The organism is Ruegeria sp. AM4, assembly GCF_056540665.1.
Genome location: NZ_JBQFXD010000002.1, coordinates 230,758 through 257,104 on the forward strand (window position 1 = coordinate 230,758; position 26,347 = coordinate 257,104).

The following is a 26,347-nucleotide window of genomic DNA, read 5'->3' on the forward strand; positions in this document are numbered from 1 at the left end:
ATGAACCCTCCCGATATCGTCCTGAGACGAACACTAGGCGGTAAATCCGCTGTGCGCAAATGAACTAGTTCACACAAGGCGAAATTGATGCAATTCGCAAATTCATTTGCGTCTATGGTTCGGATTGCGGTACTTTCGGACGGGCGTATTTTTGCCAAAATCAAGGGTTTGATCGGCGATTCATTAACCGGGGGCGGGTTTTATCGAGCGGACGATTTTTCAGTTTATCTGGAAATACTCCAAACGCGACCAGTTGATTCTACTGGCCGTGACGGCGACTCTGTTCCCTCTGCTCTATCTGACGCTGGAACTGCCCAAGCGGATTATCAATGACGCCATTGGCGCGTCCAGCTCGATTGTCGATGTCTGGGGCTTTAGTCTGCCGCAGACAACGTTCCTGATGATCCTGTGCTTTGGCTTTCTGCTGGCGGTGCTGGCGCACGGCCTGATGAAAATGCGCATCAACACCATGAAAGGTGTGCTGAGCGAACGGATGCTACGCCGCTTTCGTTACCAGTTGATCAGCCGCGCGCTGAGGTTCCCACAGCCGTATTTCGAGCGTGTCAGCCAAGGTGAAATGGTCTCGATGGTCACGGCGGAAAGCGAACCCATGGGCGGGCTGATGGGGGATGCGATTAGCCAGCCGGTGCTGCAGGCGGGTCAGATGATCACCATCCTGTCCTTTCTGTTTCTGCAAAGCGTTTGGTTCGGGCTGGCAGCCGTCGCACTTATTCCGTTGCAGGCGTGGCTGATCCCGAAATTGCAGCGCCAAATCAACTTGTTGAACAAGAAGCGCATACAAGAGGTTCGCATCCTGGCCGCGCAGATTGGCGAGAACGCAGCCGGTGCCGCGACTTTGCGCGCCAATGGTGGCTGGCGTTATCGCCGGGCAAAGATCTCGGATCAACTGGGCCGTTTGTACGGCATCCGGTTCGAGATCTATCAGAAAAAGTTCTTTATGAAGTTCATCAACAACTTCATCTCGCAACTAACGCCATTCATGTTCTATCTGGTCGGCGGCCTGCTGGTTCTGCAGGGCTCGGTTTCGCTGGGGGCGCTGGTGGCCGCGTTGGCGGCGTACAAGGACCTGAGCTCGCCGTGGAAGGAATTGCTCACCTACTACAATCAGACGCAGGACATGTCTTTGCGCTGGAACGTGGTGATCGAGCGGTTCGCACCATCGGGAATGACCGACGAGACGCTGTTCGAAGGTGACCCCGAATCCCAAGCGCATCTGAGCGGAGACATCGTGCTGAATCAGGTTTCGGTGCGGGACATTGACGGCAACCAGGTTCTTGACGACCTGGACCTGACATTCCCGGCTGGCAAGACGATCGGCATTGCCGCGCCCTCGGAAGAGGATCGGCGCGCCGTAGCTGAATTGTTGACGCGGGAGATTCTGCCAAGCTCGGGCCGGGTCGAGGTCGGGGGGCAGAACCTGGCGTCTCTGCACCAGGGCGTCGTGGCAGCACGTATCGGCCATGCCACCTCGCGGCCGGTTATGTTCCAGGGTACGCTGGGCGAAAACGTCATGATGCCCATGCGGTACAAACCGGTGACCTCACCCGATACGACAGCGGATTTTGCCGAGACCTTGCGCGCCGGGAACAGTAGCGATCCGTTCGACGCCGATTGGCTGGACCCGTCTCTGGCCGGATTGGGCAGTGCCGGCGATCTGCGCGACTGGTGGCTCAAACTGATCGACGGCATGGGCTCGGGCACTGCGCTTTATCGCCGGGGTGCCGAACAGGTCTTTGATGAAGGTACGCACGCGGAACTGGCGCAAAAGCTTGTCGAATTGCGCCCAACCGTTCAGCAGGCCGTTCGGCGTGCCAAGCTGGATCAGCAAGCGCTGATCTTTGATCGCGAGGTCTATAACCCGGCGCTGCCAGTTGTCGAAAATCTGTTGTTTGCGACACCACGAGTTCCTGTCACGCAGGAATTGCTGGCCCAGCAAACAGTGTTCCTCGGTCAATTGCGCGAACTGGGTCTGGACGAGACCCTTATCGCGCTGACGCGCGATGTGATCGATATGCTGCGTCAGATCTTTGGGCTGGACGGGACCGATCATCCCCTGTTCCGCAAGCTGGGTCTTGAGGCACAGACTTACGAAGCGGCGGTTGAACTGGTTGAACGGACCCGGCAGGAGGGCGGGCAGGGGCTGGATGACGAACAATTGGCCAATTTGCTGGCAGTGCCCTTCGTGATTTCGGCCGAGCAAATCGGCCCCGCCTTCAGCGATGAGTTGAAGAACCGCATCCTCGAATTGCGCGCCAGTCATTCGGACAAGCTGATGCAGCTGTTGCACGATGTGTTTGTTCCACTGGATGCAGACAAATTCGCACCGGGCCTGACGGTGATGGAGAACGCGCTGTTCGGAAAGGTCAGCCAGATAGGCGGCGCGCGGTCGGACGAGGTGCGCAAACTTATCGTCGATGTTTTGGCCGAGAACGGCGCGCGGCCTTTGGTAGTGGAATTGATCTATGACATCCCGGTGGCGCTGGGTGGTCAGAATTTGCCGGCCGTCTTTGCCGAACCGCTGGCGTTCACGCGGGCGACAATCAAGAAGCCCGACATCCTGATACTGGAAAACGCGCTGGCCAGTTATGACATGCAGACGCAGGTTGCGGTGTACAAGAACCTGCGTCAGTTGTTGCCGGATACAACTGTCATCTACCTCAATGATCAATTCGAAAGCCCGGATGTGTTCGACATGTATGTCGAAATCCGGCAAGGTCGGGTGGTGACAGATGAAGGGCCTGCCGACGTGGAAGAAGACAGCGCTGCCTCAGCCGACCTGGCACGCAAGCTGCGTGCGCTGGAACAGACGCCGCTATTTTCCGGGCTGGATCGACGGCAGCTGCGCCTGCTCGCCTTTGGTGCGCGCTGGTTCGAGGCGTCGGCCGGGCAGGTCATTTTCCTGAAAGACGATCAACCGACAGATGGTGCCTATGTGGTGCTTGAGGGCGAAGCGGGATTGTACCTTCCACAGCCGGACGGGCCGGACAAGCTGATCCTTGCGGTGGGGCCTGGCGCGTTGGTCGGCGAGCTTGGCTTGATCCGCAAAGAACCGCGCGCACTTAGCATGGTGGCCGAGACCGATCTGTCCTGTCTGCGCATCGGTGAAGAAGAGTTTATGGCCGTGGTCGAAAACGACGCCGCAACCGCATTCAAGCTGTTGCAGGTCATTGCGGGATACGTCTCCAACTAGCGTTGAGCTGTCTGACTTACCCGTGCGTCAGCTGTCAGTTGCCGGGGCACCGCCCTGAAAGGCGTTGCCGTTGGCATAGTCGCAAGGTTCCTCCTGCATCTGCAGGTGCAGCCCGTCACCCGTATAGGGATGCGCACGGGCCAGCGCCTCGTCAACATCGATCCCTAGACCCGCGGCGGTCGGAGGTGCGACAAAGCCATCCTCAACCCGGATGGTGCCCTTGATCAACTGATCGTGGAACGGTGTTTCGATACTCTCCAGCAGCAACAGGTTCGGGATCGAGGCGGCAAGGTGGATATTGGCGGCCCACTCAACCGGCCCCGCATACAGATGCGGTGCCATTTGGGCATTAAACACTTCGGCCATGGCAGCGACTTTCTTCATCTCCCAGATCCCACCTGCGCGACCCAGCGCCGGTTGCAGAATTTCCGCGGCTCCTGCGCGCAGCACGGCACCGAATTCGGCCTTGGTTGTCATGCGCTCACCAGTGGCCACGGGGATACGTACGTTGCGGGCGACACGCGCCATATCTTCGATCATGTCAGGCGGCGTGGGCTCTTCGAACCAAAGCGGCGAATAGGGTTCCAGCGCCTGCCCCAGACGAATTGCGCCTGCGGTGTTGAATTGCCCATGGGTCCCAAACAGCAGGTCGGCCTCGTCGCCCACCGCCTCGCGAATGGCTTTGCAAAAGGCCACGGACTGAGAGATATCGCTCATCGCGGGCATATGGCCGCCACGGATCGTATAGGGGCCTGCCGGGTCGAACTTGACCGCTGTGTATCCGCGTTTGACCATTTCGGCGGCGCATTCTGCGGCCTGTTCCGGTGAGGTCCAGAAATCGGTCAGATTATGCTGGGGCAGGGGATACAAGTAAGTATATGCCCGGATGCGGTCGTTCATGCGCCCGCCAAGCAGAGCATGAACAGGCCGGTCGCGATCCTTGCCCAGAATGTCCCAGCAAGCGATCTCGAGCCCGGAAAAAGCACCCATTACGGTCAGATCGGGGCGCTGGGTGAAACCGCTGGAATAGGCGCGGCGGAACATCAGCTCGATGTTTTCGGGATTTTCCCCAGCCATGTGGCGTTCGAACACATCACGGATCACATGCTGCATCGCATCCGGGCCGATGGACGACGCATAGCATTCGCCCCAACCGGTGATCCCGGTGTCGGTCGTCACCTTGACCAATATCCAGTACCGCCCGCCCCAGCCCGGTGCGGGTGGTGCCGTGACAATGATGTCGAGGTCTTGCAGCTTCATCGGTGTCTCTTTCTAGGGCGGTCAGCCCTTGTCGAACAGGATCACGTTGCGCTTGGCCGAGCCGGTCTTGGTGTCTTCGATGGCGTCGTTGATCTGGCTCAGCGACCACCGGCCCGAGATCAGTTCGTCCAGCTTCAACCGCCCCTGTTCATACAGGTCGATCATCCAAGGAATGTCCCGCTGAATGACCACATCGCCCATCTTGGATCCGATCAGGCCCTGGCCGATGGCGGCCAGGATGACCGGCTCGTAGGTCGCCTGCGCACCGGAATGCGGCATTCCGATCATGACAGCCTTGCCGCCGCGTGCCAGATAGCGTGGCGCCTGATCATAGGCGGCAATTGCGCCGACGGTGATCAGGACCGCATCCGCCCCCCGGCCTCCCAATGCTTTGCTGGCCGCTTTCCACGGTTGATCGAGGGTTCCCAGAACCCCATGAGTCGCGCCGAACTCTTTTGCGATCTCAAGTTTTTCTTCTGACATGTCGACGGCGACGATACGGCGGGCCCCTGCAATACGCGCACCCTGAATGGCGTTGAGTCCGACCCCGCCAGCACCGATCACGACAACGTCCTGGCCGGGGCGTAGGGCGGCGGCGTTCACAGCGGCGCCGACTCCGGTTATGACGCCGCAGGACAGCAGGCTGGCGATGTCCTTGGGCATGTTTGGCGGGATTTTGACGATTTGGCGGTGGCTGACCACGACCTTTTCGGCAAAGGCCCCACAGGCCATGGCCTGTTCCAGCGGCCCGCCATCCGCCGTGCGCAATGGCCCTTTGACCGTATCATAGGGGGTCTCGCAAATCGTCGGCTTACCGCTGGCGCAGGACGGGCACGAGCCGCAGGCGCGGATCAGGGTTACGACAACCGTATCGCCGATCTTGAAGCCGCCGACACCATCCCCGACATCGGTGATGACACCCGCAGCCTCATGACCGTACACGGCTGGCAGAAACCCACCCCACGCACCGCTGGCAAATGTGATGTCGGAATGACAGATGGCCACGGCGCCCAGTTCAACCTCGACCTCGCCCATTCCGGGAGGTGCGAGCAGGACGTCCTCGATCACCAGTGGCGCGCCAAACGCGCGGCAGACGGCTGCTTTGATGGTTTGCATGTTGTTCCCCGTTCCCCGTTTTGGCCACGGTGGACTGTCGGATTGCCGCCTGCAAGGCAGAATCCGCCAAAGATGTGTCGCTTACAGTGTCTCGGGCGCGGGCCGCAGAAAAAGCGCGAAGCCCGCCATCATCAACACCAGCGCCAGCAGGAACGGCGCACCGGGCAGGCAGAACGGCGCATCGTTCCGTATGAATTGTGCAAACACGTTGGTCATGACCAAAGGAGAGATGATCATCGCAAGCGCGTGCAGCGCGGCCAATACGCCCTGCAACTCTCCTTGCTGCGAATCCGGCGTCGCTTTGGACATCATCGCCTGCAATGCAGGAGTGACTACGGCCCCCAACGCGGTGATCGGGATTAACAGCATCGCAATCGTTCCATTGGTCAGAAACGCCAGAATAAGAAAGCTTCCGATCTCGAACCCCATGCCCCAGATGATGGTTTTGCGTTCACCCAAATGGCGCGTCGCTGGGCGAATGAGCCCTCCCTGTACGGCTGCCATGCCCAGACCATAAACGGCCAGCGACAGGCCGATCATCTGCGGCGACCAGCCAAAGCGTTCCAGCGTGAAATAGGACCAGATCGCAGGGTAAACGTAGATGGATACGGAATAGAGGAAATACACCCATAGCAAAGGCCGAATGCCCGGAAGCGCCGCTATGGCTTGCAAAGAGCCCGCCGGGTTGGCTCGACGCCAATGAAACGGACGCCGCGTTTCGTCCGTCACGGTTTCGGGCATGACCAGAAATCCGACCAGACACCCAAAGGCCGAAAGCCCCGCCGCCGCCCAGAATGGTGCACGTGTTCCAAACTCGCTCAGTACGCCGCCCATCAGCGGCCCCAGAACAAAACCGACGCCAAAAGCCGCGCCCAACAGGCCGAAATTCGCGGCCTTCTCACTGGGTTTCGAGACGTCTGCCATAAAAGCGGCTGCGGTCGAGTGGGTCGCGGCGGTGATCCCGCCGACAATGCGACCTGCCAGCAGCAGCCAGATGCTGCCCGCAACGGCCATCACCACGTAATCCAACGCCATGACAAACAAAGACACCAACAGAACGGTCCGGCGGCCATAGGCGTCTGACAGATTGCCCAGAACCGGTCCAAACAGAAACTGCATGGCTGCGAAGGCGGTGCTTAGAACGCCGCCCCAGATAGCGGCGTTTGCCAGCGTGCCGCCCTGAACCTCGACAATCAGTTGCGGCATGATCGGCAAGACCAGACCAATGCCCATCGCATCGATCATCACGGTACCGAGAACAAACAGAAAAGGCAGACGCATAAGGGACCAATGGTTCGGATTTGTCCGGCACCCTAGCGGCGACGACGGCACCTGAAAAGAGGGCTGTCGCCGCCTGACGTGAGATCACATCTGCTGTGCCGCTTTGTCCAAAAGTTCTGCCAAGGCCCTCGGTTGCGAGAAGAAGGGTGAATGAGAGCTGTCAATGGTCAGGCGCAAATGCGGGCTTGCGCATTGGCTCATCTCGGCCTGGTACTCGGTTGGAACAATCCGGTCGTCGGTGGCGCGGATATAGGCCTTTGGAAGTTGCTCAAAACAGTCGCCGACAGGCAAAGCGGTATCTTGCGGCCTGATCGCCTGCGGACACATGCGGGCCAGAGCATATGAGACGATCTCGGACGGGCAATCGTGATAGAGCAGATCGTGAACCCGGTCTGGTAAGATACTGTATGAGGTGCCGTCAGTGGATTTTTCCAGCGCGTCATCAAGCAGCTGGCGTGGCCCGCGCTTTCGCATCTCGATCAGGGATCGTCCGGCGGCGGGGACATAGGCGCAGACATAGATCAGGCCGCGCATCGCTGTTGGATCAGCTTCGGCTGCGGCGCTGATCGGGTATCCGCCCCAGGAATGCCCCACAAGAATGGTTTCCGGCGTCGAGGCATTCAGCACAGCATCCCGGCACATCTCAAGCGTGACGTTGCCAGCCGGTGTCGGGTCTGACCCGTGGCTGGGCAAGTCGATCGCGCGGGCGGTATGTCCCAGGGCAACCAGTTCGGGCAGCAGGTCCCGCCAACACCAGGCGCCGTGCCATGATCCATGAACCAACAAAAAATCTGCCACCGTGGGCTCCTTCAAATATGTCCGATCCGGGTCAGGAAATCGGTAAGAATATCGGCGTATTCGGCGGGGCGCTCGACACAGGGCAAATGGCCTGCTTTTCGGATCAGCCGGAATTCCGATCCGGGGATAAGGTCAATGGTTTCACGCACCAGATCCGGGGGTGTCGAGCCGTCCTCGCTGCCGGCGATGCCCAGTGTTGGTAGGCGTAACCCGCTGGTGGGCGTATAGAAATCCGTTCCCGAGATCGCGGCGCAACACCCCAGATAGCCGTCCACAGGTTGTCGGACCATCATGTTGCGCCACAGGGCCACGTCTGGGGTTGCGCGAAAAGCGCGGGAAAACCAGCGCTCCATCGTTGCGTCGGCCAACGCCTCGATCCCGCCCCGTTTGACTGCGGAGATACGTTCTTGCCAGATCGGTGGCGTGCCTATTTTGGCCGCTGTATTCGACAGGACCAGCGCGCGAACCTGATCCATCCGTTTGACCGCAAGCCCCTGCGCGATCATCCCGCCGATCGACAGGCCGACAAACACGCAATCCCGGACATCAAGATGGTCCAGCAACCTTTCAGCGTCCCGCACCAAAGTGCCCATGGAATATGGCGCAGGTGGTTGCGATGACAGCCCGTGGCCGCGCTTGTCGTACCGGATGATCCGCAACCCTTTGGGTAGATGCGGCAGGATCGGGTCCCAAAGGCGCAAGTCAGTGCCCAGCGAGTTTGCCAGTACCACCGGCGCACCGCTGGGGTCGCCATCGATCCGGTAATGCAGCCGGACATCCCCGAGTTCGGCAATATTCATCTTTCTATCCTGTCCGTGAGCCAGACGTTTCTGCGGATATTGCACCGCCGATATGGGGTTGTCAGGTCAGGAATTCCAACGCTTGCGCAAAAATCTGCGGATCGGTGTTGCCCCCCGATGCAACCACGATGACCGTGTCGCCATTGATCTGGTCCTGGCGGAACAGGGCCGAGGCGAGCGATACCGCCCCGCCGGGCTCCAGCACGATTTTCAGGCGCAGAAAAGCCAGTGCCATGGCGTGCAGGGCTTCTTGCTCGGTCACCGCGAATCCAGGCCCGCACAAACGGTTGAGGATGGGGAACGTGATGTCGCCGGGCTGAGGCGTCAGAATCGCATCACAAATATTGCCGGACGTGGCGGGGTTGCTCTGAATCTGCCCGCTCAGCAGCGACCGCCGGACATCATCAAAGCCCTCGGGCTCGCACGGGCGGGGCCGCAATCCGGGCGCATGCCCCGCAAGCGCCAGCGAGATGCCCGCAGTCAGACCGCCGCCGCCGCAACAGATCAGAACATCCGCTTCGGTGACGCCCAGATCCTGCGTCTGCCGGGCCAGCTCCAGCCCGACAGTGCCCTGTCCGGCGATGACCTGCGGTTCGTCATACGGACGGATCAAGGTCAAGCCGCGCTCGGTTGCCAGCGCTTCGCCTATCGCTTCCCGGCTTTCGTTTGCGCGGTCGTATAGTACGACCTCGGCCCCCAAAGCCCGCGTGTTGTCGATTTTGAGCAGCGGTGCATCCGAGGGCATCACGATGACCGACGTGATGCCATGTTGCGCAGCCGCATAGGCAACGCCCTGCGCGTGGTTGCCCGAGGAATAGGCGATCACCCCGCGTCGGCGCACCGTTTCGTCCAGCGCAGAGATCGCCGACCATGCGCCACGAAACTTGAAGCTGCCGGTGTGCTGAAGACATTCCGGTTTGACCAAGACGCGGCGGCCGGCGATTTCATCCAAAAACGGTGAGGACAGGAGAGGTGTCTTGCGGACGTGCCCCTCAAGCCGTTTGGCGGCGGCCTCGATCAATTCCAGAGTACTCATGAGGCATCCAGTATTTTGCGAATAATTCTTAGCGCTTGCGGCTCGTCCAAGAAGGGTACGTGGCCGCGATCAGGCACTTCAGCTGAAATCAGGTCGGGATGACGCGCGCGCATCTGTTTGACGGTCTCAGCGCTCAGCACATCCGAGTTCTCGCCCCGGATCACGCCGGTCGGGATGGTGCGGAGGGCGTCGAACAGCGGCCAAAGGTCGGGTGCCGCGCCGTCTGCAGCCTGTCCGATCAAAGCGTCGCGCAGCGCGCTGTCGTACCGCAGAGCCAGCCCATCGCCGGTTTCCAGATACTGAAATTCCGCCTGACGCCGCCAGATATCTGCCGGCACCCCCGGAAACTGGGATTCCATGATCTGGCTCAGAAGTGCGGCGGCCTGATCATAGGTCTTTGCAGCGGGTTTCTTGCCCACGTAGTCCATGATTTTGGCGATGCCTGCGGGCTCGATCACCGGGCCAACATCATTCAGGATGACACCCGCAAGACGATTGGGTGAGGTCGCGGCAAGGGCCATTGCGATCAAACCGCCCCGGGACGTGCCGAGAACGGTTACTTTCTCAAGCCCCAGATGATCCAGCAGTTCAACAACGTCCTGAGCTTCGCGCAGCACGTTGTAGTTCATGAAATCAGGGTCGTGGTCCGATTGCCCGCGCCCGCGATAATCCATCTTGATCAGGCGCAGATCACCCGCGTGCGGCGCAAAAAATGAAAAGTCCTGGCTGTTGCGGGTCAGACCGGCAAGGCAGAGCAGCGGCGTGCCAGAGCCGCTGTCTTCGAAGTAGATTTGCAAGCCGTCCGAGGTTTTGAAGAACGCCATCAAAGCCCTGCCAATTTGGGAATGTTCGTTAGGTCTGCCAACACATGCGCTGGTGTCCAGGGTAGCCTGTCCGTGGGCTCGCCTGCGCGATTGACCCAGGCGGTGACAAACCCGTATCCGCTCGCACCTGCTGCGTCCCAACCATTCGAGCTGACAAAAAGCACCTCGTCACGGGCGCAACCAAACCGCTGCTGAACAAGATCGTAAACGCGGGCATGGGGTTTGAAGACGCCAACACTCTCAACGGACAGCACATCATCCAGAACGGCACCGATTCCTGCGGATTGCACCGCCCCATCCAACATCGGCGGCGAGCCGTTGGACAGGATCGCGGTCTGCATTCCACCCGCTTTCAGGGCAGCCAGCATATCGGGCACTTCGGGATAAGCTTGCAGTTCCCAATACAGGTCCAGCAAGCGTTGTCTCAACCTGTCGTCGCCTTGTAGCCCGGTGGCCTCAAGCGCCCAGTCCAGACCGTCTTGGGTCACATCCCAGAAGTCGGCATGGGCATCGGCAACCGCGCGCAGCCAGGTGTATTGCAGTTGTTTCAAACGCCAATGATTTGCCAACTCGGGCCATTTGTTCTGCAGGGCTTCGAACCCGGGTTCGGCGGCAGCCTGACGGGCGGCAGCTGCAACGTCGAAAAGCGTGCCATAGGCGTCAAAGATGCAGGTTGTGATGGCCATCTGTTCCTCCGGTAATCGTGCGCAGGTTGACACAGGAGTTCGAGGGGTGAAAGAGCCCAGGCTTTACAATGTCGTGTCAGACCCTAGGTTTGGCCGTTCATCCCTTTTGAGGCCGGAGGCCCCCATGACCACGATCAAACAAGGCGACACCGTTCGCATTCACTACACCGGTACCTTGCTGGACGGTAAAGTCTTTGACAGTTCCGAGGGTCGAGACCCGCTGGAATTCGCGGTGGGGTCGGGTCAGATCATTTCGGGCCTAGATGCGGCGCTGCCCGGCATGTCGGTCGGCGATAAGAAGCGGGTCGAAGTCCCCTGCGCCGAAGCCTACGGTCCGATCAACCCCGGCGCGCGGCAACAAATCCCGCGCGAGGGCATTCCCGATGACATTCCGTTGGAACCCGGCTCGCAGTTGCAGATGCAAACCCCTGACGGTCAGGCGGTGCCGGTCACCGTTGTCGAGGTGAACGAAGCAACGGTGACGCTGGATGCAAATCACCCGTTGGCAGGTCAGGATCTGGTGTTCGACATCGAAATTGTGTCGATCAACTGAACGCCACTGGGGGCTGACTCTAGTGATAGGGGCCGCGCTGCAGCAGCGATTCGATCGCCGAGACGACCTCTGGCTGTGTGAAGAACAGGAATGCGGTCAGTAGGGCGACAAGGGCAACCAGCAGCATTCGCGCACGACCGCCCCGCAGCCCGGATTTGTGGCGTGGGGCGGCGATGCGGCCATTGCTGGCCAGGATTTGTTCAACTTTGCTCATGATCCAATCCCTGCCGGGAAAAGATGGTCAAATCTTGACGTCGGCAGGGAAAGAAAAGGTCACATCGATTCGGGCTGTGGCATTCCCAGAATGTGGTAACCGCCATCGACACGGATGATTTCGCCCGAGGTATACATGCCGGCATCCGACGTGAGGTAAACGGCGGTGCCGCCGACCGCCTCAAGCGTCGCATTCGAGCGCATCGGCGCGTTCTGGTCGCAGAACTTGTAGGTTTTGCGTGCGCCGCCAATGGCCGCACCGGCCAGCGTTTTCATCGGTCCGGGCGAGATCGCGTTGACGCGGATACCTTCGGGACCCAGGTCGTTGGCCAGATAGCGCGTCGCCGATTCCAGCGCCGCCTTGGCAACGCCCATTACGTTGTAGTTCGGAACGACTTTGTTCGAACCCTGATAGGTCAGCGTCAACAGGGTGCCGCCATTGTCCTGCATCAGCGGATAGGCGCGGCGGGCAACCTCGATGAAGGAATAGGCTGACACGTCTAGCGAGTGTTTGAAATTCGCCCGCGTGGTGTTCAGGAACCGGCCTGTCAGTTCGGATTTGTCCGAATACGCAATGGCGTGAACAACGAAGTCGATCGTCGGCCAGCGCGCGCCAAGCTCGTCAAAGGCACGATCCAGAGACGCGTCGTCGGTGACATCCGCGTCGACCATAAAGTCGCTTCCGAGGCTCTGTGCCAAAGGCTCCAGCCGTTTTCCGAACGCTTCGCCCTGATAGGTGAACGCCAGTTCCGCGCCTGCTTCGTGCATCGCCTTGGCAATGCCCCACGCGATCGAGCGATCATTGGCCACGCCCATAATCAGGCCGCGTTTACCCTTGAGAAGTTCCGACATCACATTCACCCGTTATATTTCGACAGAATCATGGACCCGTTGGTGCCGCCAAAGCCGAAGCTGTTGGTCATGACACTGTCCAAGCCTGCATTTTCAACCACTTGAGTTGCAATTTCACCGGGCTGAATGCCTTCGGCAAGTGTGTCGACATTGATCGACGGAGTAATAAAATCGTTGTCCAGCATCAGCAGACAGAAGATCGCCTCCAACGCGCCAGCCGCGCCCTGCGCGTGGCCGGTCATGGATTTCGTGGACGAGATAGGCGGCACGTTGCCTTCACCAAAAATGCGGCGAACGGCTTCGACCTCACCCACGTCTCCGACCGGGGTCGATGTGCCGTGGGCGTTGATATAGCCGACTTTGCGACCTTCGGGCAGCGTGGACAATGCCAGACGCATCGCCCGCTCACCGCCTTCGCCGGATGGGGCCACCATGTCATGGCCATCCGAGGTGGCGGCATAGCCTGTGACCTCGGCATAAATCTTGGCGCCGCGGGCCAAGGCGTGCTCCAACTCTTCCAGCACGACGATGCCGCCGCCGCCGGAGATCACAAATCCATCGCGGTTTTCATCGAACGCGCGCGAGGCTTTGTCGGGCGTGTCGTTATATTTGGACGACATCGCACCCATGGCGTCGAACAGGCAGGACAGGGTCCAGTCCAGTTCTTCACCGCCGCCTGCAAACATGACGTCCTGTTTGCCCAGCATGATCTGTTCAGCCGCGTTGCCGATGCAGTGCAGCGACGTCGAGCAGGCCGAGGTGATCGAGTAGTTGATGCCCTTGATCTTGAACGCGGTCGCCAGATTCGCAGAAATCGTCGAACACATGCATTTCGGCACTGCAAACGGCCCGATCCGCTTGGTTGCGCCGGTTTTCAGCACGGTCTGATGCGCGGTCAGCATGGCGCTGGTCGAAGGACCGCCTGATCCGGCCACCAGACCCGTACGCGGGTTGACGACCTGATCCTCGGTCAGCCCTGAATCCGCGATAGCCTGATTCATGGCGATATGCGCATAAGCCGCACCCGGCCCCATGAAACGTAGGGTGCGTTTGTCCACATGCTCGGCCACGTCAATCTTGAGCGTTCCGGCGATCTGGCTGCGAAAGCCGTGTTCGACCATCTGCTCGTTGGCTTCGATGCCGGATTTGCCCGCTTTCAACGAGGTCAGAACCTCTTGGGCATTGTTGCCGATAGAGGAGACAATCCCCAGACCGGTGACAACTACTCGACGCATGTGCGTGCTCCTTGTTTCAGGCTGGTCCGCCTTAGGCGTCGGACAAAACAACTCTCATGTCTTTGACGTCGTAAATCATTTCGCCGTCCGCTTCGACGATGCCATCCGCCACACCCATTGTCAGGCGGCGAGTCTGGATCGCCTTTTTGAAATCTATTTTATATGTCAGCATCTTACGGTCCGGGCGCACCATGCCGGTCAGCTTGACCTCGCCGACGCCGACTGCCATGCCGCGACCCTGCCAGCCACGCCAGCCCAGGTTAAATCCGGTCAGCTGCCACAAGCCGTCCAGCCCAAGACAGCCCGGCATGATCGGGTTGCCGGGGAAGTGGCAGTCAAAGAACCAAAGATCGGGCGTAATATCGAACTCTGCCTGGACGTGGCCCTTGCCATGTGCGCCACCGTCGGCCGAGATATCGGTAATCCGGTCCATCATCAGCATCGGCGGTGCGGGCAACTGCGCGTTACCCGGGCCGAATAATTCGCCGCGGGCGCATTTCAGCAGATCGTCCTTGTCAAAGCTGCTCGGGAATTGGGCCATTCTGCCGCCTCTCCTGCCAGGGGTCCGTTCGTTATATCTGGCCTCGTCTAGCACCCGTATGCAAGGTCCTGCAAGAGCGGCGCGCCACATCTTGTTGTGCCTACGACATTCTTTGCGAATGAATTTCATTTGAAATTGCCCGCACAGCGCACTTATATATAGGGTCAGCGAAAACGGGTATCGGACATATGACACCTCAGAGCCGAAACATAGCGACAAACTGGTTGGTAGATGCCGGATTGCGACCAACGCGTCAGCGGGTTGCACTGGCTGAGCAATTGGTGGGTGACGGGCGCCATCGCCACGTGACCGCCGAAAGCCTGTTCGACTCTGCCAAAAGCAATGGTGATGCGGTTTCGCTGGCCACGGTCTACAACACGCTGCGCGCTTTCTGCGAAGCGGGTGTGCTGCAGGAAATCACCGTTGACGGATCGAAAAGCTATTTCGACACCAACACCCATGATCACCCGCATTTCTTCTGGGAAGACGAAGGCCGCCTGAGCGATGCGCCATCGGACCAGCTGGTGATTCAGCGTCTGCCCGAGGCTCCGGAAGGCGTCGAGATCGCATCGGTGGATGTAGTCATCCGCCTGCGCAAGAAAAATACCTAATTCTGACTTAGCTCCTGGATCAACACCTGCTCTGCCTGCCCGACTGTGGTATCAACAGGTCCGGTGCCGTGACGCGCCAGCACAATTGATTCGATTGCTTCGGGGTCGGTGATCGGAATACTGACGACCGGCGCTCCATCATAACTGACATCACCGTGCGGACGGGTATAGCTGATCCCAATTCCCTCGCCATGGGCGGACAGGCTGCGCAGCAGCTCTAACGAGCTCGCCCGGTGCGCCACGACGGGATGCAGTTGCTGGCGCTGAAACAGGCTCAGTACATATTGTGCGGAAAGACCTTCCTTCGACAGGATCAGAGGGTGCGGCTCGAGTTCTGCGAGCGTAAGGGTTGCGTGTTTCGACAGGGGGTGTCCGGGCGGCACCATCGCGCTGGGGCATTTCTCGAACAACTTCCGGCGCGTGAACCCGGCATCCATTCCCAGATCAAAGGTGATGGCCAGGTCGGTCTTTCCTTCGATCAAGCCGGCGACAAGACCCTCGAACCGTCGGATGTCATAGCGGATTTCGACGTCCGGCAGCGCATTGCGCAATTGCCTGAGGGCGGGTGCCAGAACAAATGGCGCGAGGTCTTCGAAACAGCCCACTACCAGATGACCCGTTCCGGGCGTGGTTTGCGAGGCATCCTCAAGACGTGCGGCGTCTGCCAACAGCGCCTCGGCGTTCTGTACAAACGCGCGCCCCTGAGGAGTCAGCGTCATCGCCGCGCCGCGTTTGCGCGCGAATAACGCGTGTCCCAGCCGCGATTCGATCTTGGTGACTGCGTTTGAAAGGGCCGGTTGCGAGACATTCAGATGTTGCGCAGCGGCAGACAGGCTGCCGTAACGCCCTATGGCGCAAATATATTCGTGCTGACGGAGTGTAACGTATAACATGAAGCTAATAGTTACTTTCAAAGATATTACTTGAACAGAGGTAAGCGTCATCACAAAAAAGATGTGTCCAACGCAGGAGCTTGCCATGTCTCACCCCCTTGTTACCCAGGAAATGATCGACAACTATCAGACCGATGGCGTTGTTCTGGTCAAAGGCCTGTTTGCCGATCACGTCGACGATCTGCGTGAGGGGATTGCCGCGAACATGGCCGAACCGGGGCCCTATGCGTCTGAAAACAAAAAGGAAGGAGAATCCGGGCGGTTCTTCGATGACTACTGCAACTGGTCTCGTATCCCGCAGTTTCAGGCTGTGATCCAGAACTCTCCCGCCGCTGAGGTTGCCGCCGACCTGATGCAATCGCAATCGGTTCAATTGTTCCATGACCACGTTTTGGTTAAAGAGCCCGGAACCTCGATGGCGACGCCGTGGCATCAGGATGGACCATATTACTTTGTCGAAGGGCAACAGACGGTCAGCTTCTGGTCGCCGCTCGATCCGGTGAAACACGCGACGCTGCGCTGCGTTGCCGGGTCGCACCGCTGGGAGAAAGAGGTGCTGCCAACCCGTTGGGCCTCGGAAGAGGGGTTCTTTGCGGATGAAGGGCAGTACATTCCCGTACCTGATCCTGACGCCGAGGGCATGCGGGTGGTCGAGTTCGAGATGGAACCAGGTGACGCGGTTGCCTTCAACTACCGCACGTTGCATGGCGCGCGCGGCAACCAGTCGGACAGCCGCCGCCGCGCGTTTTCGCTACGGCTGGTGGGCGAAGACGCCCGCTATGTCGAGCGTCCGGGCCGGACGTCGCCGCCCTTTCCTGGGCACGACATGGTCGCGGGCCAGCGCTTGCGCGAGGACTGGTTCCCAGTCTTGCTGCAACGGTAAACCGGTTCAGAACCACTGACCGGGCTCCATCAGCCCCAGATCCATCAGCTGGTGCGAGTTCCATTCGAACGCAACCGACCCGCGCCAGCGAAAGCTGGGGATGGCAAAGGTCGAGCCCGCATTCGACTTGAGCGCCTTGGCGGCGCGGAACGAGCAGATGGCTGCCGTCACGTTGTGATGCCAGGGGCAGGAATAGGTGTTGTATTCCGCTATGTTAAAGCTGTGGTCGGATTGCAGTTCCAGCCCTTTTTGGGCCTTGAACAGGGCAATTCGGTCGATGCGACGGCGGGCGTAAGGTATGTGATCCTCGAACCGCCAGCGCAGCCCACCGGACATGTCCAACTGCCGGTCCTGTGCTTGCCCGGCCGCGTCGTGACGTGCGTGGGCATAGTATCCGATATTGTCCAGCATGGCATGATCCCGGTCCACGCCATTTGGATGCGTCGCCAGATCGTCCGCATAAAGGTCGATCACATGGGTCATCATCGCGGCGCGCCGCTCTTCGGTGTGAAACGCCAGCAACTCGGAGATGTTGCGGGTTTCGCAGAACGGGTAGAACAGGTATTCGGCGTTGTAGCCATAGTACATCCAGGTTCCTGGCGCGGCCTCGATGATGCGATTGACGGTGTCAAAAACCACCTCGCGCGGGGCGCAGGTCAGCGGGACCCGGTGGACGATCTCTGCCAGATCGTCTTCGAGCGTGAATTCATCCGGCTTGAACAGGAGCACGGACTTGAATCCAAGCTTCAGGTGGTGGCGTAAGGTACTGCCCAGTTCCACGTCGTCTTCGGCAAACAGCAAGGCGACCGGGCCTTTCGCAAGCGCTGCCCGACCGGTTTTCAGGAAGTGGTCCAGAGAATTGTACTGCATCGCCCGCTTTGGTTCCGCCTTGCTGGAAGTTTTTGCCAAATTCGGGTAAACGCAGCGCCATTGCAAGCGGCGTTCGTTGCGTATAGACGACGCCGACCCAGCGTATGCAAAGGCCCGTCCCATGTCCGAACCCAAAAAGCTGTATATCAAGACCTACGGCTGCCAGATGAATGTCTATGACAGCGAGCGTATGGCCGAGGCGCTGGGCGGTCAGGGGTATGTCGAGACCAAGACGCCCGACGATGCGGATATGATCCTGCTGAACACCTGCCATATTCGCGAAAAGGCTGCGGAAAAGGTCTATTCCGAACTTGGTCGGTTCAAGGGACTGAAAGCGGACAAGCCCGATCTCAAGATCGGCGTCGCGGGCTGTGTCGCACAGGCCGAGGGGGAAGAGATCATGCGCCGCCAGCCGTTGGTCGATCTGGTCGTTGGCCCGCAAAGCTATCATCGTCTGCCCGAAATGGAGGCAAAGACACGCGATGGCGAAAAGGCGCTGGATACGGATTTCCCCGAAGAGGATAAGTTTGAAAAGCTGAAAAACCGCCCAAAGGCCAAGCGTGGACCAACGGCGTTTCTGACGGTTCAGGAGGGGTGCGACAAGTTCTGCGCCTTCTGCGTGGTGCCCTATACCCGAGGGGCGGAGGTCAGCCGCCCGGCCGATCGCATTATCCGCGAAGCGCAGGATCTGGTGGAACGCGGCGTGCGCGAGATCACGTTGCTGGGCCAGAACGTCAACGCCTATCACGGGGCCGGTCCGAACGGCGACATGACGTTGGCGGGTCTGATCTGGGAGCTGAACAAGGTCGACGGGCTGGAGCGCATTCGTTTTACCACATCGCACCCGAACGACATGAGCGACGATCTGATTGAGGCGCACGGCACCTGCGACAAGCTGATGCCTTATTTGCACCTGCCAGTTCAGTCGGGATCCGACAAAATCCTCAAACGAATGAACCGCAGCCATACCGCAGAAAGCTATCTGCGTTTGATCGAGCGCATTCGTGAGGCGCGTCCGGATATTCTGATGTCAGGCGACTTTATCGTCGGTTTCCCAGAAGAAACCGAAGAGGACTTTCAGGCGACCTTGGACCTGGTGGAAGAGGTCCGCTACGGCTACGCCTATTCCTTCAAGTATTCGACCCGCCCTGGCACGCCAGCGGCGGAAAGGGCACAGGTCGACCCGGCACAGGCGGATGACCGCCTACAGCGATTGCAATCCATGATCACGCGCCATCAGCGTGAAATTCAGGAATCGATGGTGGGCCGGAACGTGCGTGTGCTGTTTGAAAAGCCAGGGCGTCAGACGGGGCAGATGGTCGGAAAATCCGAATATCTGCACGCAGTTCACGTCGTCGGACCCGATCTGAACGTCGGAGAGTTGCGGGATGTCCGCATTACCGCATCGGGCGCGAATTCACTGGCTGGCGAATTGCTCTGAGATTCTGTGCCCTCTGCATAGGTGACGTGAAACCCTGAAATTAACCCTTGATTTATGGGTCAGAACTATGCTCGGACATACCCCAGTTTTTTCGACTGGGGTGTGCGTCCGTTGTTGCAGGATCGCTGGTCGCAATAAGGTTGCCTGGAGGGTACGAGTGGTGGACAGAACACGGTTTCTACGGTCGAGATGTATACGTTTCCTGTCAGCATTCCTGCTGCCTTATGCTTGCGTCGTGCCAGCGATGGCGGGTGACGTGATCGGCGATGTAGCAGAACCCGAAGTTCTTTCCCCGGAAACCGTCGCGTACGATGTGAATGCGTTCTATCTTGGCCTGAGCGGCGGATATGGCTCGGGCGATGTCGATCGGTTCGGCCTGGCGATCCCGGGTGGCAGAGTTCGAATTGGCGATCTGGAACCCAGCGGCAATTACGGCGGGATTCGCGGCGGCTGGCGCGGCTCGGTGCCCATCGTGGGTGGGCGCGACTATGTCTATGGCTTTGAAGTGTTGTATGATTTCGGCACGCTTGACGACAGCACCTCCTCTCTGATCGGGGGAACCACGGTGGATGTTGGGTCCGAGATTTCGGACGTTCTGTCGATCCGATTCCGAAACGGTATCACCAACCGCAGCCGGAAAGTGCTGTATTTCGTTTCGCTTGGCTATGTTCAGGGCGACATAACAACGTCGGCATCGCTGACGAACGAAGATACCGCCAGCGCGTTTGAGGAATCCGACAGCCGCAACGGGTTTTCCGCAAGCATTGGTGCAGAACACCGCTTTAACAAAAACTGGTCAATCACCGGAGAGATCGAATACTACCAATTCGACTCGAAAGACGTTGATTTCAGTTCGGATTTCTCAACCAAGTCGACCCCCAGTTTCCGTGGTGTGCGGGTCGGCCTGAACTACACGTTCTGATTTACGCCTCAACCTTTTTGGTGACATTGCGACCCTTGCGCATTGGGTCCGCCTGCGGCTGGATAGTCGCAATTTCCATTTCGCGGCAAAATTTGAATTCTGCCGCTTGCGTCCGGCCAAGTTTGTTGTCTACCCTCAAGATGAAACGCCAAGACAGGAGAACGGATTGGCCATCGGTGCCCTGACCCCACCGCCAGACGACATGCCCCAGCGTGAGGCTTTTGTTGAATTTCCCGACAACCGGTTGTTGATTGATCTATGCGGCGAATATGACCGCAATCTTGCTGACATCGAACAGAAACTGACAGTTCAGATTGTTCGGCGAGGGAATCAGCTTGTTGTGATGGGCGAAGAAGGCGCTCAGAATCAGGCGATCGAAGTATTGCAGGCGCTCTATACCCGTTTGGAGGGCGGCCGAGACGTCGAAGCCGCCGATGTGGACCGCGAATTGCGCATGGGCAACTCAGAAGTTGGAACCGGCACGCGCGACGGTGACCAGCTTGAGATGTTCAAGGGTGGCACGGTCGAAATCAAAACCCGCAAAAAGCTGGTTGAGCCGCGCACCGATGCGCAGAAAGCCTATGTGCAATCCCTGTTCAACAACGAACTGGCTTTCGGCATCGGCCCGGCTGGTACCGGCAAGACCTATCTGGCCGTGGCCGTTGGCGTGTCGATGTTCATCGGTGGCCATGTGGACCGCATCATCCTCAGCCGCCCAGCGGTCGAAGCGGGTGAAAAGCTGGGTTATCTACCGGGCGACATGAAGGACAAAGTCGATCCCTACATGCAGCCGCTTTATGACGCGCTGAACGATTTTCTGCCGGGTAAACAACTGGCGAAACTGATCGAGGAAAAGCGAATTGAAATCGCTCCGCTTGCCTTCATGCGGGGTCGAACATTGGCCAATGCTTTCGTGGTCCTGGACGAGGCGCAAAACGCCACGACGATGCAGATGAAAATGTTCCTGACCCGTCTGGGCGAGGGCAGTCGTATGGTGATCACCGGGGACCGCTCGCAGGTCGATCTGCCGCGCGGCGTGCAGTCTGGGCTGGCGGATGCAGAACGGCTGCTGAAAACGATCCCGAATATCAGCTTCAACTATTTCACATCGAAAGATGTGGTACGTCACCCGCTTGTCGCCGCCATCATCGAGGCGTATGAGGCCGACTCGGGCCGCGAAACCGGATAATACCGCAAGGCCCGGGCAACGCCGAAGCTTTGGACTGTGGAAATGAATCTGGAGATAACGATTGAAGACCCGCGCTGGCAGGGCTTGGAGTCGATCGCGCGCAGGTCTGTAATGGCAGTTCTGGATCATAGCGGTCTGTCGCGCGAACTGTGCGAAATCAGCGTTTTGGGATGTGACGATACTCGGATTGCCGAACTCAACGCGGAGTTCCGAGACAAGCCGACCCCGACAAATGTTCTAAGCTGGCCGGCCGAGGATTTGTCCGCTGACATCCCCGGTCAGGCGCCCAGTCCCCCGCAGGCGGATTTTACCGGCGAGATTGCATTGGGCGACATCGCAATATCCTACGACACCTGCGCCCGCGAGGCGTCAGAGGCAGGCAAATCGATGGACGATCATGTCACACATTTGATCGTTCACGGCGTTTTACATTTGCTGGGCTACGATCACATTCGTGACCCGGACGCCACTTTTATGGAAAGTGTCGAGGTCGAGATACTTGGCAAAATGGGTATAGATGACCCATATAATATATGACACAGGGTCTTGGACCCGATCATTTGGAACAGGATAATGGGCGATACAGACGGCAGTTCTAGGGCGGCGCACGGCGCGCAACCCCCGAACAGCGACGAAACCAACACTGAGAAAAGCGGGCTTTTTTCCCGTCTTTTCGATGCATTCTCTTCACATGATGATGCGGCTGAGCCGGTAAACGGAACCCCAGTCAGCCCTCCGCAGTCGCGCGGTATGATCAACCTGCGGCGCATGCGGGTCGAGGATGTGGCGATCCCGACGGCCGAGATCGTCTCGGTGCCCCTGACGACCACCAAGGAAGAATTGGCCGAGGTGTTTCGCGAAAGCGGTCTGTCCCGCATTCCGGTTTATGACGGGACGCTGGATACGCCGCTGGGGTTCATACACCTCAAGGACTTTGCGCTGACCCACGGGTTCAACGGCAATTCGGCCGAGTTTGACCTGAGGTCGATGCTGCGCACGCTTCTGTTCGTTCCTCCGTCAATGCCGATCGGTGTTCTCATGACCAAGATGCAGACCGAGCGGCGGCATATGGCGCTTGTGATTGACGAATATGGCGGCGTCGATGGTCTGCTAACCATCGAGGATCTGATCGAACAGGTCGTGGGCGAGATTGCCGACGAACACGATGCCGATGAAGATCAGCTATGGGTACAGGAAAAACCCGGTTGCTACATCGTGCAGGCCCGCGTCCCGCTCGAGGAATTCGAGGCCGAGATCGGACGTTCCCTGACAAGCCACGAAGATGTGGACGAGGAAGAGATCGAGACTTTGGGTGGTCTGGTCTTCATGCTGTCGGGACGGGTGCCCGCGCGGGGCGAGGTCGTGCTGCACCCCGAAGGTCCCGAGTTCGAAGTGATCGATGCAGACCCGCGACGGATCAAACGTTTGCGCGTGATGATGCCGGATATCGCTCGATGAACCCTGCCCAGGGCTGGCCTTTTTGGGTTCGGCTGCTTTCGGCGACCGTGTTGGGCGCGGTTGCAGCCATGGGTCAGGCACCCTGGGGGGTCTGGGCCGCGACACTGATCGGGCTGGTCCTGATCGTGCCGCTCTATCTGACTTGCGAAACACCCAGGCGCGCCGCCCTGCTTGGATGGGTCTTTGCAACTGGCTATTTCGCCAATTCACTCAGCTGGATAACTGAGCCCTTTCTGGTTGATGCTGAGCGCCACGCCTGGATGGCACCTTTCGCGCTGGTGTCTCTCGCGGCTGGGCTTTCGCTGTTCTGGGCGGCGGCGTTCTGGCTTGCTCGCCGGATCGCAGGGCGGCCCGTGCAGCAGGCGTTTGTTCTGGCGATGGCACTGGCACTGGCAGAGTTTGCGCGCGGATACGTGCTGACCGGATTTCCCTGGGCCGGGGTTGCGCAGGTTTGGGTGGATACGGCTGTCGCGCAGCTGTTGTCGCTGATCGGTCCGTATGGGCTGGCAGCGCTGACATTTCTCGCGACGCTACCGCTTGGGGCTGCTTTGTGCACATCAAGGACCCTCCGCGGATGGGCGGTACCCGTTGCGTTGACGGCAGCGTCTGCGATTCTGGCGCTCGGCTATGCCGCCACCCGACCACCTGTGCAGATGACGGAACATGTTGTGCGGTTGGTTCAGCCGAACGCACCTCAGCATCAAAAATGGGATCCAGCCTATGCGCCCCTGTTTTTTGCCCGACAGCTGGAATTCACTGCAGCTGAACCGCGCCCGGACCTGATCGTCTGGCCCGAAACGTCGATCCCGGCCTGGCTGGGCAGTGCTCAGCCCTACCTTGAGGCGGTCGCGCAAGCTGCACAAGAAACACCTGTAGTCCTTGGTATCCAGCGGGGCGACGGCGCGCGCATCTACAACTCGATGATCTATCTGGATTCGGACGGGCGGCAGGATGGGCTTTACGACAAACATCATCTGGCGCCCTTCGGAGAATACGTCCCCTTTGGCGACCTTATGGCTCGGTTTGGCATCTACGGCATGGCGGCAACCACAGGTCACGGCTTCAGCGCTGGACCGGGCGCGGCGCTTCTTGATGCCGGGCCGCTGGGAAAGGCGTTGCCGCTGATCTGCTACGAGGCGGTGTTTACGCAGGACGTGCTGTCTGCGCCAGGCAGGGCAGACTTCCTGCTGCAAATCACCAATGACGCCTGGTTCGGGACGCGTTCGGGCCCCTACCAGCATCTGGCGCAGGCCCGTATGCGCGCGATCGAGCAGGGCTTGCCGATGATGCGGTCTGCCAACACTGGCGTGTCGGCAATGATCGATCCACTGGGGCGGGTGACATCGTCACTTGGGCTGGAGCAGGCAGGATATATCGATGCCGAATTGCCGCGACCGCATCCGCCAACGGTTTATGCGTCGATTGGCGATACTTGGGTGTTCGGCGCGCTGTTGGTTCTGTTTGCGCTGTTTTGGCGCAACGCTGCGGCAGGAGCTGCAAAACGGGATTGACCCGGCGCCCAAGCGGGCGTATCCCCGCGCAAACCCGTCACAACGGCTTCCTGGCGTGGCGGAGAAATCTTAATGGAGCACTTTCATGTCCCGACAGAACTACACATTTACTTCGGAGTCCGTTTCCGAAGGGCACCCGGATAAGGTCTGCGACCGGATTTCCGATGCCGTACTCGATGCTTTTCTGAATGAAGAACCCGAAGCGCGCGTGGCGTGCGAAACCTTTGCAACGACCGATCGAGTTGTCATTGGTGGCGAAGTAGGTCTGTCTGATCAGGAAAAACTGCATGATTACATGGGCCGCATCGACGAGATCGCGCGCGCCTGCATCAAGGATATCGGCTATGAGCAGGACAAGTTTCACCACGAAACGGTCGAGGTGACGAACCTGCTGCACGAACAGTCCGCCCATATCGCACAGGGCGTCGATGCGGCAGCGGACAAAGATGAGGGCGCGGGCGACCAGGGCATCATGTTCGGGTACGCCACCACGGAAACGCCGGCGTTGATGCCCGCGCCGATCCAGTATTCGCATGCCATTCTTCGGCGCTTGGCCGAGGTGCGTAAAGACGGTTCGGAACCTGCGTTGGGCCCCGACGCAAAGTCTCAGCTGTCGGTCATTTACCGCGATGGCAAGCCGGTTGGCGTCAGCTCGATCGTGCTGTCGACGCAGCATCTGGACGAAGCGCTGAGCTCGAACGACATTCGCGCCATTGTCGAGCCCTATATCACCGAAACCCTGCCAGATGGCTGGCTGTCGGCCGAAACCGAGTGGCACGTGAATCCCACAGGCAAATTCGTGATCGGCGGTCCCGATGGCGATGCCGGTCTGACCGGACGAAAGATCATCGTGGATACCTATGGCGGTGCCGCGCCCCATGGCGGCGGTGCGTTCTCGGGCAAAGACCCGACCAAAGTAGACCGCTCGGCTGCCTATGCCGCGCGTTATCTCGCCAAGAACGTAGTGGCCGCAGGCATGGCCGAACGCTGCACCATCCAGCTGAGCTATGCGATTGGCGTGTCCAGGCCGCTGTCGATCTACGCCGACACGCATGGAACAGGCCAGATTGCCGACGCCGTGATTGAAAAGGCTGTTGGCCAGGTCATGGACCTGACGCCGCGTGGCATTCGCGAGCATCTGCAACTGAACAAGCCGATCTACCAGCGCACCGCCGCCTACGGTCACTTTGGCCGCGAACCGGATGCGGATGGCGGATTCAGCTGGGAACGCACCGATCTTGCAGCTGCGCTCAAGGCCGCCGTCTGATCGATTGTCAAATTGTGCACCCTGACGGGTGCGCTCTTCATCTTTTTGAATATACTCCGGGGGTGTGGGGGCTGGCCCCCACCTCCACCACTTGCCTCACCGTGCGCATCGCAGTATGGGCACCGCCATGAGCACCCAGACCCCACAGCGCCCACGCAGAAACTTCTACGGCCGTTTCAAAGGCAAAGCCCTGAAGCAGAGCCAGAAGGCATATCTGAACGAAGATCTTGGCGCGCTTTCGCCCGGCGACGTCGATTGGGACCGCAACCCCGAGCGCAAACCGCTTGACCTTGGCACTTTGTTCGGTGGCAAGGATGTCTGGCTTGAGGTCGGCTTTGGCGGCGGCGAGCATCTGGTGCACCAGGCCGCGCATAACCCCGATATCGGCATCATCGGGGCCGAGCCCTATATCAACGGCGTTGCCATGTTGCTTGGGAAAATCCGCAAAGCTGGGGTTGATAATCTGGCCGTGCATCCAGGTGATGCGCGCGACCTGTTCGACGTATTGCCCGAGGCCAGCATCTCGCGTGCGTTTCTGCTCTATCCTGACCCTTGGCCCAAAACACGACACCATCGCCGCCGATTCGTGACGCCCGAGCATCTGGAACCCCTGGCCCGCGCGCTGAAGCCGGGCTCGATCTTCCGGGTCGCCACCGACATACCCGACTACGTTCGGCAAACGTTGGAAGAAGTTCCGCGCGCCGGGTTTGAATGGCTCGCCGAGCGTCCCGCAGATTGGCGCAGGCCGTGGGAGGATTGGATTTCCACCCGCTACGAACAGAAGGCTCTGCGCGAAGGTCGTACACCGCATTACCTGACCTTCCGCCGCAAAGGCTGATTGCCGCTGGACCAACCGGCGCCAATTCGCTAATCGGCCTGAGTACTGATAGCGAAAA

Annotated in this window: 26 protein-coding genes and 1 riboswitch; of the genes, 12 read left to right on the forward strand and 14 right to left on the reverse strand. The window is 59.4% G+C overall.

Translation table 11 applies throughout. The features are described 5' to 3' along the window. The first annotated feature begins 214 nt into the window (after positions 1-214). A complete protein-coding gene (locus ACR0JA_RS06585) occupies positions 215-3,211 on the forward strand; it encodes an ABC transporter transmembrane domain-containing protein (protein WP_480572393.1) in 2,997 nt (998 codons plus the stop codon). Between the two features lie 27 nt (positions 3,212-3,238). Here the strand turns inward: ACR0JA_RS06585 and ACR0JA_RS06590 are convergent, their stop codons facing one another. The 8 genes from ACR0JA_RS06590 to ACR0JA_RS06625 form a co-directional block, all read right to left on the reverse strand. Further along, entirely contained in the window at positions 3,239-4,471 is a 1,233-nt protein-coding gene (locus ACR0JA_RS06590; protein ID WP_480571728.1) for a mandelate racemase/muconate lactonizing enzyme family protein, read from the reverse strand. A gap of 21 nt (positions 4,472-4,492) precedes the next feature. Further along, positions 4,493-5,587, reverse strand: a complete 1,095-nt coding sequence (locus ACR0JA_RS06595; protein ID WP_480571731.1) for a zinc-binding dehydrogenase — start codon at positions 5,585-5,587, stop codon at positions 4,493-4,495. An 81-nt stretch (positions 5,588-5,668) separates the two neighbouring features. Beyond that, positions 5,669-6,868: a TCR/Tet family MFS transporter gene (locus ACR0JA_RS06600; RefSeq protein WP_480571734.1), complete on the reverse strand. Its 1,200-nt coding sequence runs from the start codon at positions 6,866-6,868 to the stop codon at positions 5,669-5,671. Between the two features lie 84 nt (positions 6,869-6,952). After that, positions 6,953-7,666: an alpha/beta fold hydrolase gene (locus tag ACR0JA_RS06605; protein ID WP_480571737.1), complete on the reverse strand. Its 714-nt coding sequence runs from the start codon at positions 7,664-7,666 to the stop codon at positions 6,953-6,955. Between the two features lie 11 nt (positions 7,667-7,677). Beyond that, entirely contained in the window at positions 7,678-8,466 is a 789-nt protein-coding gene (gene pcaD / locus ACR0JA_RS06610) for a 3-oxoadipate enol-lactonase (RefSeq protein WP_480571739.1), read from the reverse strand. 61 nt (positions 8,467-8,527) lie between these two features. Next, a complete protein-coding gene (locus tag ACR0JA_RS06615) occupies positions 8,528-9,502 on the reverse strand; it encodes a threonine ammonia-lyase (RefSeq protein ID WP_480571742.1) in 975 nt (324 codons plus the stop codon). After that, positions 9,499-10,326 carry an alpha/beta fold hydrolase gene (locus ACR0JA_RS06620; RefSeq protein ID WP_480571745.1) on the reverse strand — a complete coding sequence of 276 codons (828 nt, stop codon included), beginning with the start codon at positions 10,324-10,326 and terminating at the stop codon, positions 9,499-9,501. The genes ACR0JA_RS06615 and ACR0JA_RS06620 overlap by 4 nt, the downstream gene beginning before the upstream one ends. Next, complete coding sequence (locus tag ACR0JA_RS06625; RefSeq protein WP_480571748.1) at positions 10,326-11,012, reverse strand: haloacid dehalogenase type II; 687 nt, start codon at positions 11,010-11,012, stop codon at positions 10,326-10,328. The genes ACR0JA_RS06620 and ACR0JA_RS06625 overlap by 1 nt, the downstream gene beginning before the upstream one ends. 124 nt (positions 11,013-11,136) lie before the next feature. Between ACR0JA_RS06625 and ACR0JA_RS06630 the strand changes: the two genes are divergently transcribed. Continuing rightward, positions 11,137-11,565: an FKBP-type peptidyl-prolyl cis-trans isomerase gene (locus ACR0JA_RS06630; protein ID WP_480571752.1), complete on the forward strand. Its 429-nt coding sequence runs from the start codon at positions 11,137-11,139 to the stop codon at positions 11,563-11,565. Positions 11,566-11,584: 19 nt separating this feature from the next. Here ACR0JA_RS06630 and ACR0JA_RS06635 read toward each other — a convergent pair whose 3' ends face one another. The 4 genes from ACR0JA_RS06635 to fabA are packed head-to-tail and all read right to left on the reverse strand — an operon-like array spanning position 11,585 to position 14,406. Continuing rightward, entirely contained in the window at positions 11,585-11,779 is a 195-nt protein-coding gene (locus ACR0JA_RS06635) for a hypothetical protein (protein ID WP_480571755.1), read from the reverse strand. A gap of 59 nt (positions 11,780-11,838) precedes the next feature. Continuing rightward, entirely contained in the window at positions 11,839-12,630 is a 792-nt protein-coding gene (locus tag ACR0JA_RS06640; RefSeq protein WP_480571758.1) for an enoyl-ACP reductase FabI, read from the reverse strand. Positions 12,631-12,635: 5 nt separating this feature from the next. Beyond that, positions 12,636-13,865, reverse strand: a complete 1,230-nt coding sequence (gene fabB, locus ACR0JA_RS06645; protein WP_480571761.1) for a beta-ketoacyl-ACP synthase I — start codon at positions 13,863-13,865, stop codon at positions 12,636-12,638. A gap of 31 nt (positions 13,866-13,896) precedes the next feature. After that, positions 13,897-14,406 (reverse strand): bifunctional 3-hydroxydecanoyl-ACP dehydratase/trans-2-decenoyl-ACP isomerase, encoded by a 510-nt coding sequence (fabA, locus tag ACR0JA_RS06650; RefSeq protein WP_480571764.1) that lies wholly within the window; start codon positions 14,404-14,406, stop codon positions 13,897-13,899. Between the two features lie 188 nt (positions 14,407-14,594). Here fabA and irrA point away from each other — a divergent pair, with 188 nt between their 5' ends. Beyond that, entirely contained in the window at positions 14,595-15,017 is a 423-nt protein-coding gene (irrA, locus tag ACR0JA_RS06655) for an iron response transcriptional regulator IrrA (protein ID WP_480571767.1), read from the forward strand. On the opposite strand, the gene ACR0JA_RS06660 is transcribed toward irrA, so the two are convergent. Next, a complete protein-coding gene (locus ACR0JA_RS06660; protein ID WP_480571770.1) occupies positions 15,014-15,910 on the reverse strand; it encodes a LysR family transcriptional regulator in 897 nt (298 codons plus the stop codon). The genes irrA and ACR0JA_RS06660 overlap by 4 nt on opposite strands. Positions 15,911-15,995: 85 nt before the next feature. On the opposite strand from ACR0JA_RS06660, the gene ACR0JA_RS06665 reads away from it, so the two are divergent. Beyond that, the gene (locus ACR0JA_RS06665; protein WP_480571773.1) at positions 15,996-16,793 is read left to right on the forward strand and encodes a phytanoyl-CoA dioxygenase family protein; all 798 of its coding nucleotides are present in this window, start codon (positions 15,996-15,998) and stop codon (positions 16,791-16,793) included. Positions 16,794-16,799: 6 nt separating this feature from the next. Here ACR0JA_RS06665 and ACR0JA_RS06670 read toward each other — a convergent pair whose 3' ends face one another. After that, positions 16,800-17,663 (reverse strand): glycosyltransferase family 2 protein, encoded by an 864-nt coding sequence (locus ACR0JA_RS06670; RefSeq protein ID WP_480571776.1) that lies wholly within the window; start codon positions 17,661-17,663, stop codon positions 16,800-16,802. Between the two features lie 121 nt (positions 17,664-17,784). Here ACR0JA_RS06670 and miaB point away from each other — a divergent pair, with 121 nt between their 5' ends. The 8 genes from miaB (at position 17,785) to trmB (ending at position 26,289) form a co-directional block, all read left to right on the forward strand. After that, the gene (gene miaB / locus ACR0JA_RS06675) at positions 17,785-19,104 is read left to right on the forward strand and encodes a tRNA (N6-isopentenyl adenosine(37)-C2)-methylthiotransferase MiaB (protein WP_480571779.1); all 1,320 of its coding nucleotides are present in this window, start codon (positions 17,785-17,787) and stop codon (positions 19,102-19,104) included. 157 nt (positions 19,105-19,261) lie between these two features. Then, positions 19,262-20,026: an outer membrane protein gene (locus ACR0JA_RS06680; protein ID WP_480571781.1), complete on the forward strand. Its 765-nt coding sequence runs from the start codon at positions 19,262-19,264 to the stop codon at positions 20,024-20,026. Between the two features lie 166 nt (positions 20,027-20,192). Further along, positions 20,193-21,215: a PhoH family protein gene (locus ACR0JA_RS06685; protein ID WP_480571784.1), complete on the forward strand. Its 1,023-nt coding sequence runs from the start codon at positions 20,193-20,195 to the stop codon at positions 21,213-21,215. Between the two features lie 42 nt (positions 21,216-21,257). Beyond that, positions 21,258-21,752 (forward strand): rRNA maturation RNase YbeY, encoded by a 495-nt coding sequence (ybeY, locus tag ACR0JA_RS06690; protein ID WP_480571787.1) that lies wholly within the window; start codon positions 21,258-21,260, stop codon positions 21,750-21,752. A 36-nt stretch (positions 21,753-21,788) separates the two neighbouring features. Next, positions 21,789-22,673 (forward strand): hemolysin family protein, encoded by an 885-nt coding sequence (locus ACR0JA_RS06695; protein ID WP_480571790.1) that lies wholly within the window; start codon positions 21,789-21,791, stop codon positions 22,671-22,673. After that, complete coding sequence (gene lnt, locus ACR0JA_RS06700; RefSeq protein WP_480571793.1) at positions 22,670-24,184, forward strand: apolipoprotein N-acyltransferase; 1,515 nt, start codon at positions 22,670-22,672, stop codon at positions 24,182-24,184. Before ACR0JA_RS06695 ends, lnt begins: the two co-directional genes overlap by 4 nt. Before the next feature lie 31 nt (positions 24,185-24,215). Then, positions 24,216-24,264, forward strand: a riboswitch (SAM-SAH riboswitch). Between the two features lie 5 nt (positions 24,265-24,269). Beyond that, positions 24,270-25,451, forward strand: a complete 1,182-nt coding sequence (gene metK, locus ACR0JA_RS06705; protein WP_480571795.1) for a methionine adenosyltransferase — start codon at positions 24,270-24,272, stop codon at positions 25,449-25,451. 127 nt (positions 25,452-25,578) lie between these two features. Continuing rightward, the gene (gene trmB, locus ACR0JA_RS06710; RefSeq protein WP_480571798.1) at positions 25,579-26,289 is read left to right on the forward strand and encodes a tRNA (guanine(46)-N(7))-methyltransferase TrmB; all 711 of its coding nucleotides are present in this window, start codon (positions 25,579-25,581) and stop codon (positions 26,287-26,289) included. Positions 26,290-26,347 lie beyond the last annotated feature (58 nt).

Coding starts and splice junctions, on each gene's coding strand:
- fabA (WP_480571764.1), bottom strand. CDS start 14,406: ATGGCCCAATTCCCGAGCAGCTTTGACAAGGACGATCTGCTGAAATGC.
- ACR0JA_RS06600 (WP_480571734.1), bottom strand. CDS start 6,868: ATGCGTCTGCCTTTTCTGTTTGTTCTCGGTACCGTGATGATCGATGCG.
- miaB (WP_480571779.1), top strand. CDS start 17,785: ATGTCCGAACCCAAAAAGCTGTATATCAAGACCTACGGCTGCCAGATG.
- ACR0JA_RS06615 (WP_480571742.1), bottom strand. CDS start 9,502: ATGAGTACTCTGGAATTGATCGAGGCCGCCGCCAAACGGCTTGAGGGG.
- irrA (WP_480571767.1), top strand. CDS start 14,595: ATGACACCTCAGAGCCGAAACATAGCGACAAACTGGTTGGTAGATGCC.
- ACR0JA_RS06590 (WP_480571728.1), bottom strand. CDS start 4,471: ATGAAGCTGCAAGACCTCGACATCATTGTCACGGCACCACCCGCACCG.
- ACR0JA_RS06695 (WP_480571790.1), top strand. CDS start 21,789: ATGGGCGATACAGACGGCAGTTCTAGGGCGGCGCACGGCGCGCAACCC.
- pcaD (WP_480571739.1), bottom strand. CDS start 8,466: ATGAATATTGCCGAACTCGGGGATGTCCGGCTGCATTACCGGATCGAT.
- ACR0JA_RS06665 (WP_480571773.1), top strand. CDS start 15,996: ATGTCTCACCCCCTTGTTACCCAGGAAATGATCGACAACTATCAGACC.
- ACR0JA_RS06660 (WP_480571770.1), bottom strand. CDS start 15,910: ATGTTATACGTTACACTCCGTCAGCACGAATATATTTGCGCCATAGGG.
- trmB (WP_480571798.1), top strand. CDS start 25,579: ATGAGCACCCAGACCCCACAGCGCCCACGCAGAAACTTCTACGGCCGT.
- fabB (WP_480571761.1), bottom strand. CDS start 13,865: ATGCGTCGAGTAGTTGTCACCGGTCTGGGGATTGTCTCCTCTATCGGC.
- ACR0JA_RS06640 (WP_480571758.1), bottom strand. CDS start 12,630: ATGTCGGAACTTCTCAAGGGTAAACGCGGCCTGATTATGGGCGTGGCC.
- ACR0JA_RS06595 (WP_480571731.1), bottom strand. CDS start 5,587: ATGCAAACCATCAAAGCAGCCGTCTGCCGCGCGTTTGGCGCGCCACTG.
- lnt (WP_480571793.1), top strand. CDS start 22,670: ATGAACCCTGCCCAGGGCTGGCCTTTTTGGGTTCGGCTGCTTTCGGCG.
- ACR0JA_RS06620 (WP_480571745.1), bottom strand. CDS start 10,326: ATGGCGTTCTTCAAAACCTCGGACGGCTTGCAAATCTACTTCGAAGAC.
- ACR0JA_RS06670 (WP_480571776.1), bottom strand. CDS start 17,663: ATGCAGTACAATTCTCTGGACCACTTCCTGAAAACCGGTCGGGCAGCG.
- ACR0JA_RS06630 (WP_480571752.1), top strand. CDS start 11,137: ATGACCACGATCAAACAAGGCGACACCGTTCGCATTCACTACACCGGT.
- metK (WP_480571795.1), top strand. CDS start 24,270: ATGTCCCGACAGAACTACACATTTACTTCGGAGTCCGTTTCCGAAGGG.
- ybeY (WP_480571787.1), top strand. CDS start 21,258: ATGAATCTGGAGATAACGATTGAAGACCCGCGCTGGCAGGGCTTGGAG.
- ACR0JA_RS06635 (WP_480571755.1), bottom strand. CDS start 11,779: ATGAGCAAAGTTGAACAAATCCTGGCCAGCAATGGCCGCATCGCCGCC.
- ACR0JA_RS06625 (WP_480571748.1), bottom strand. CDS start 11,012: ATGGCCATCACAACCTGCATCTTTGACGCCTATGGCACGCTTTTCGAC.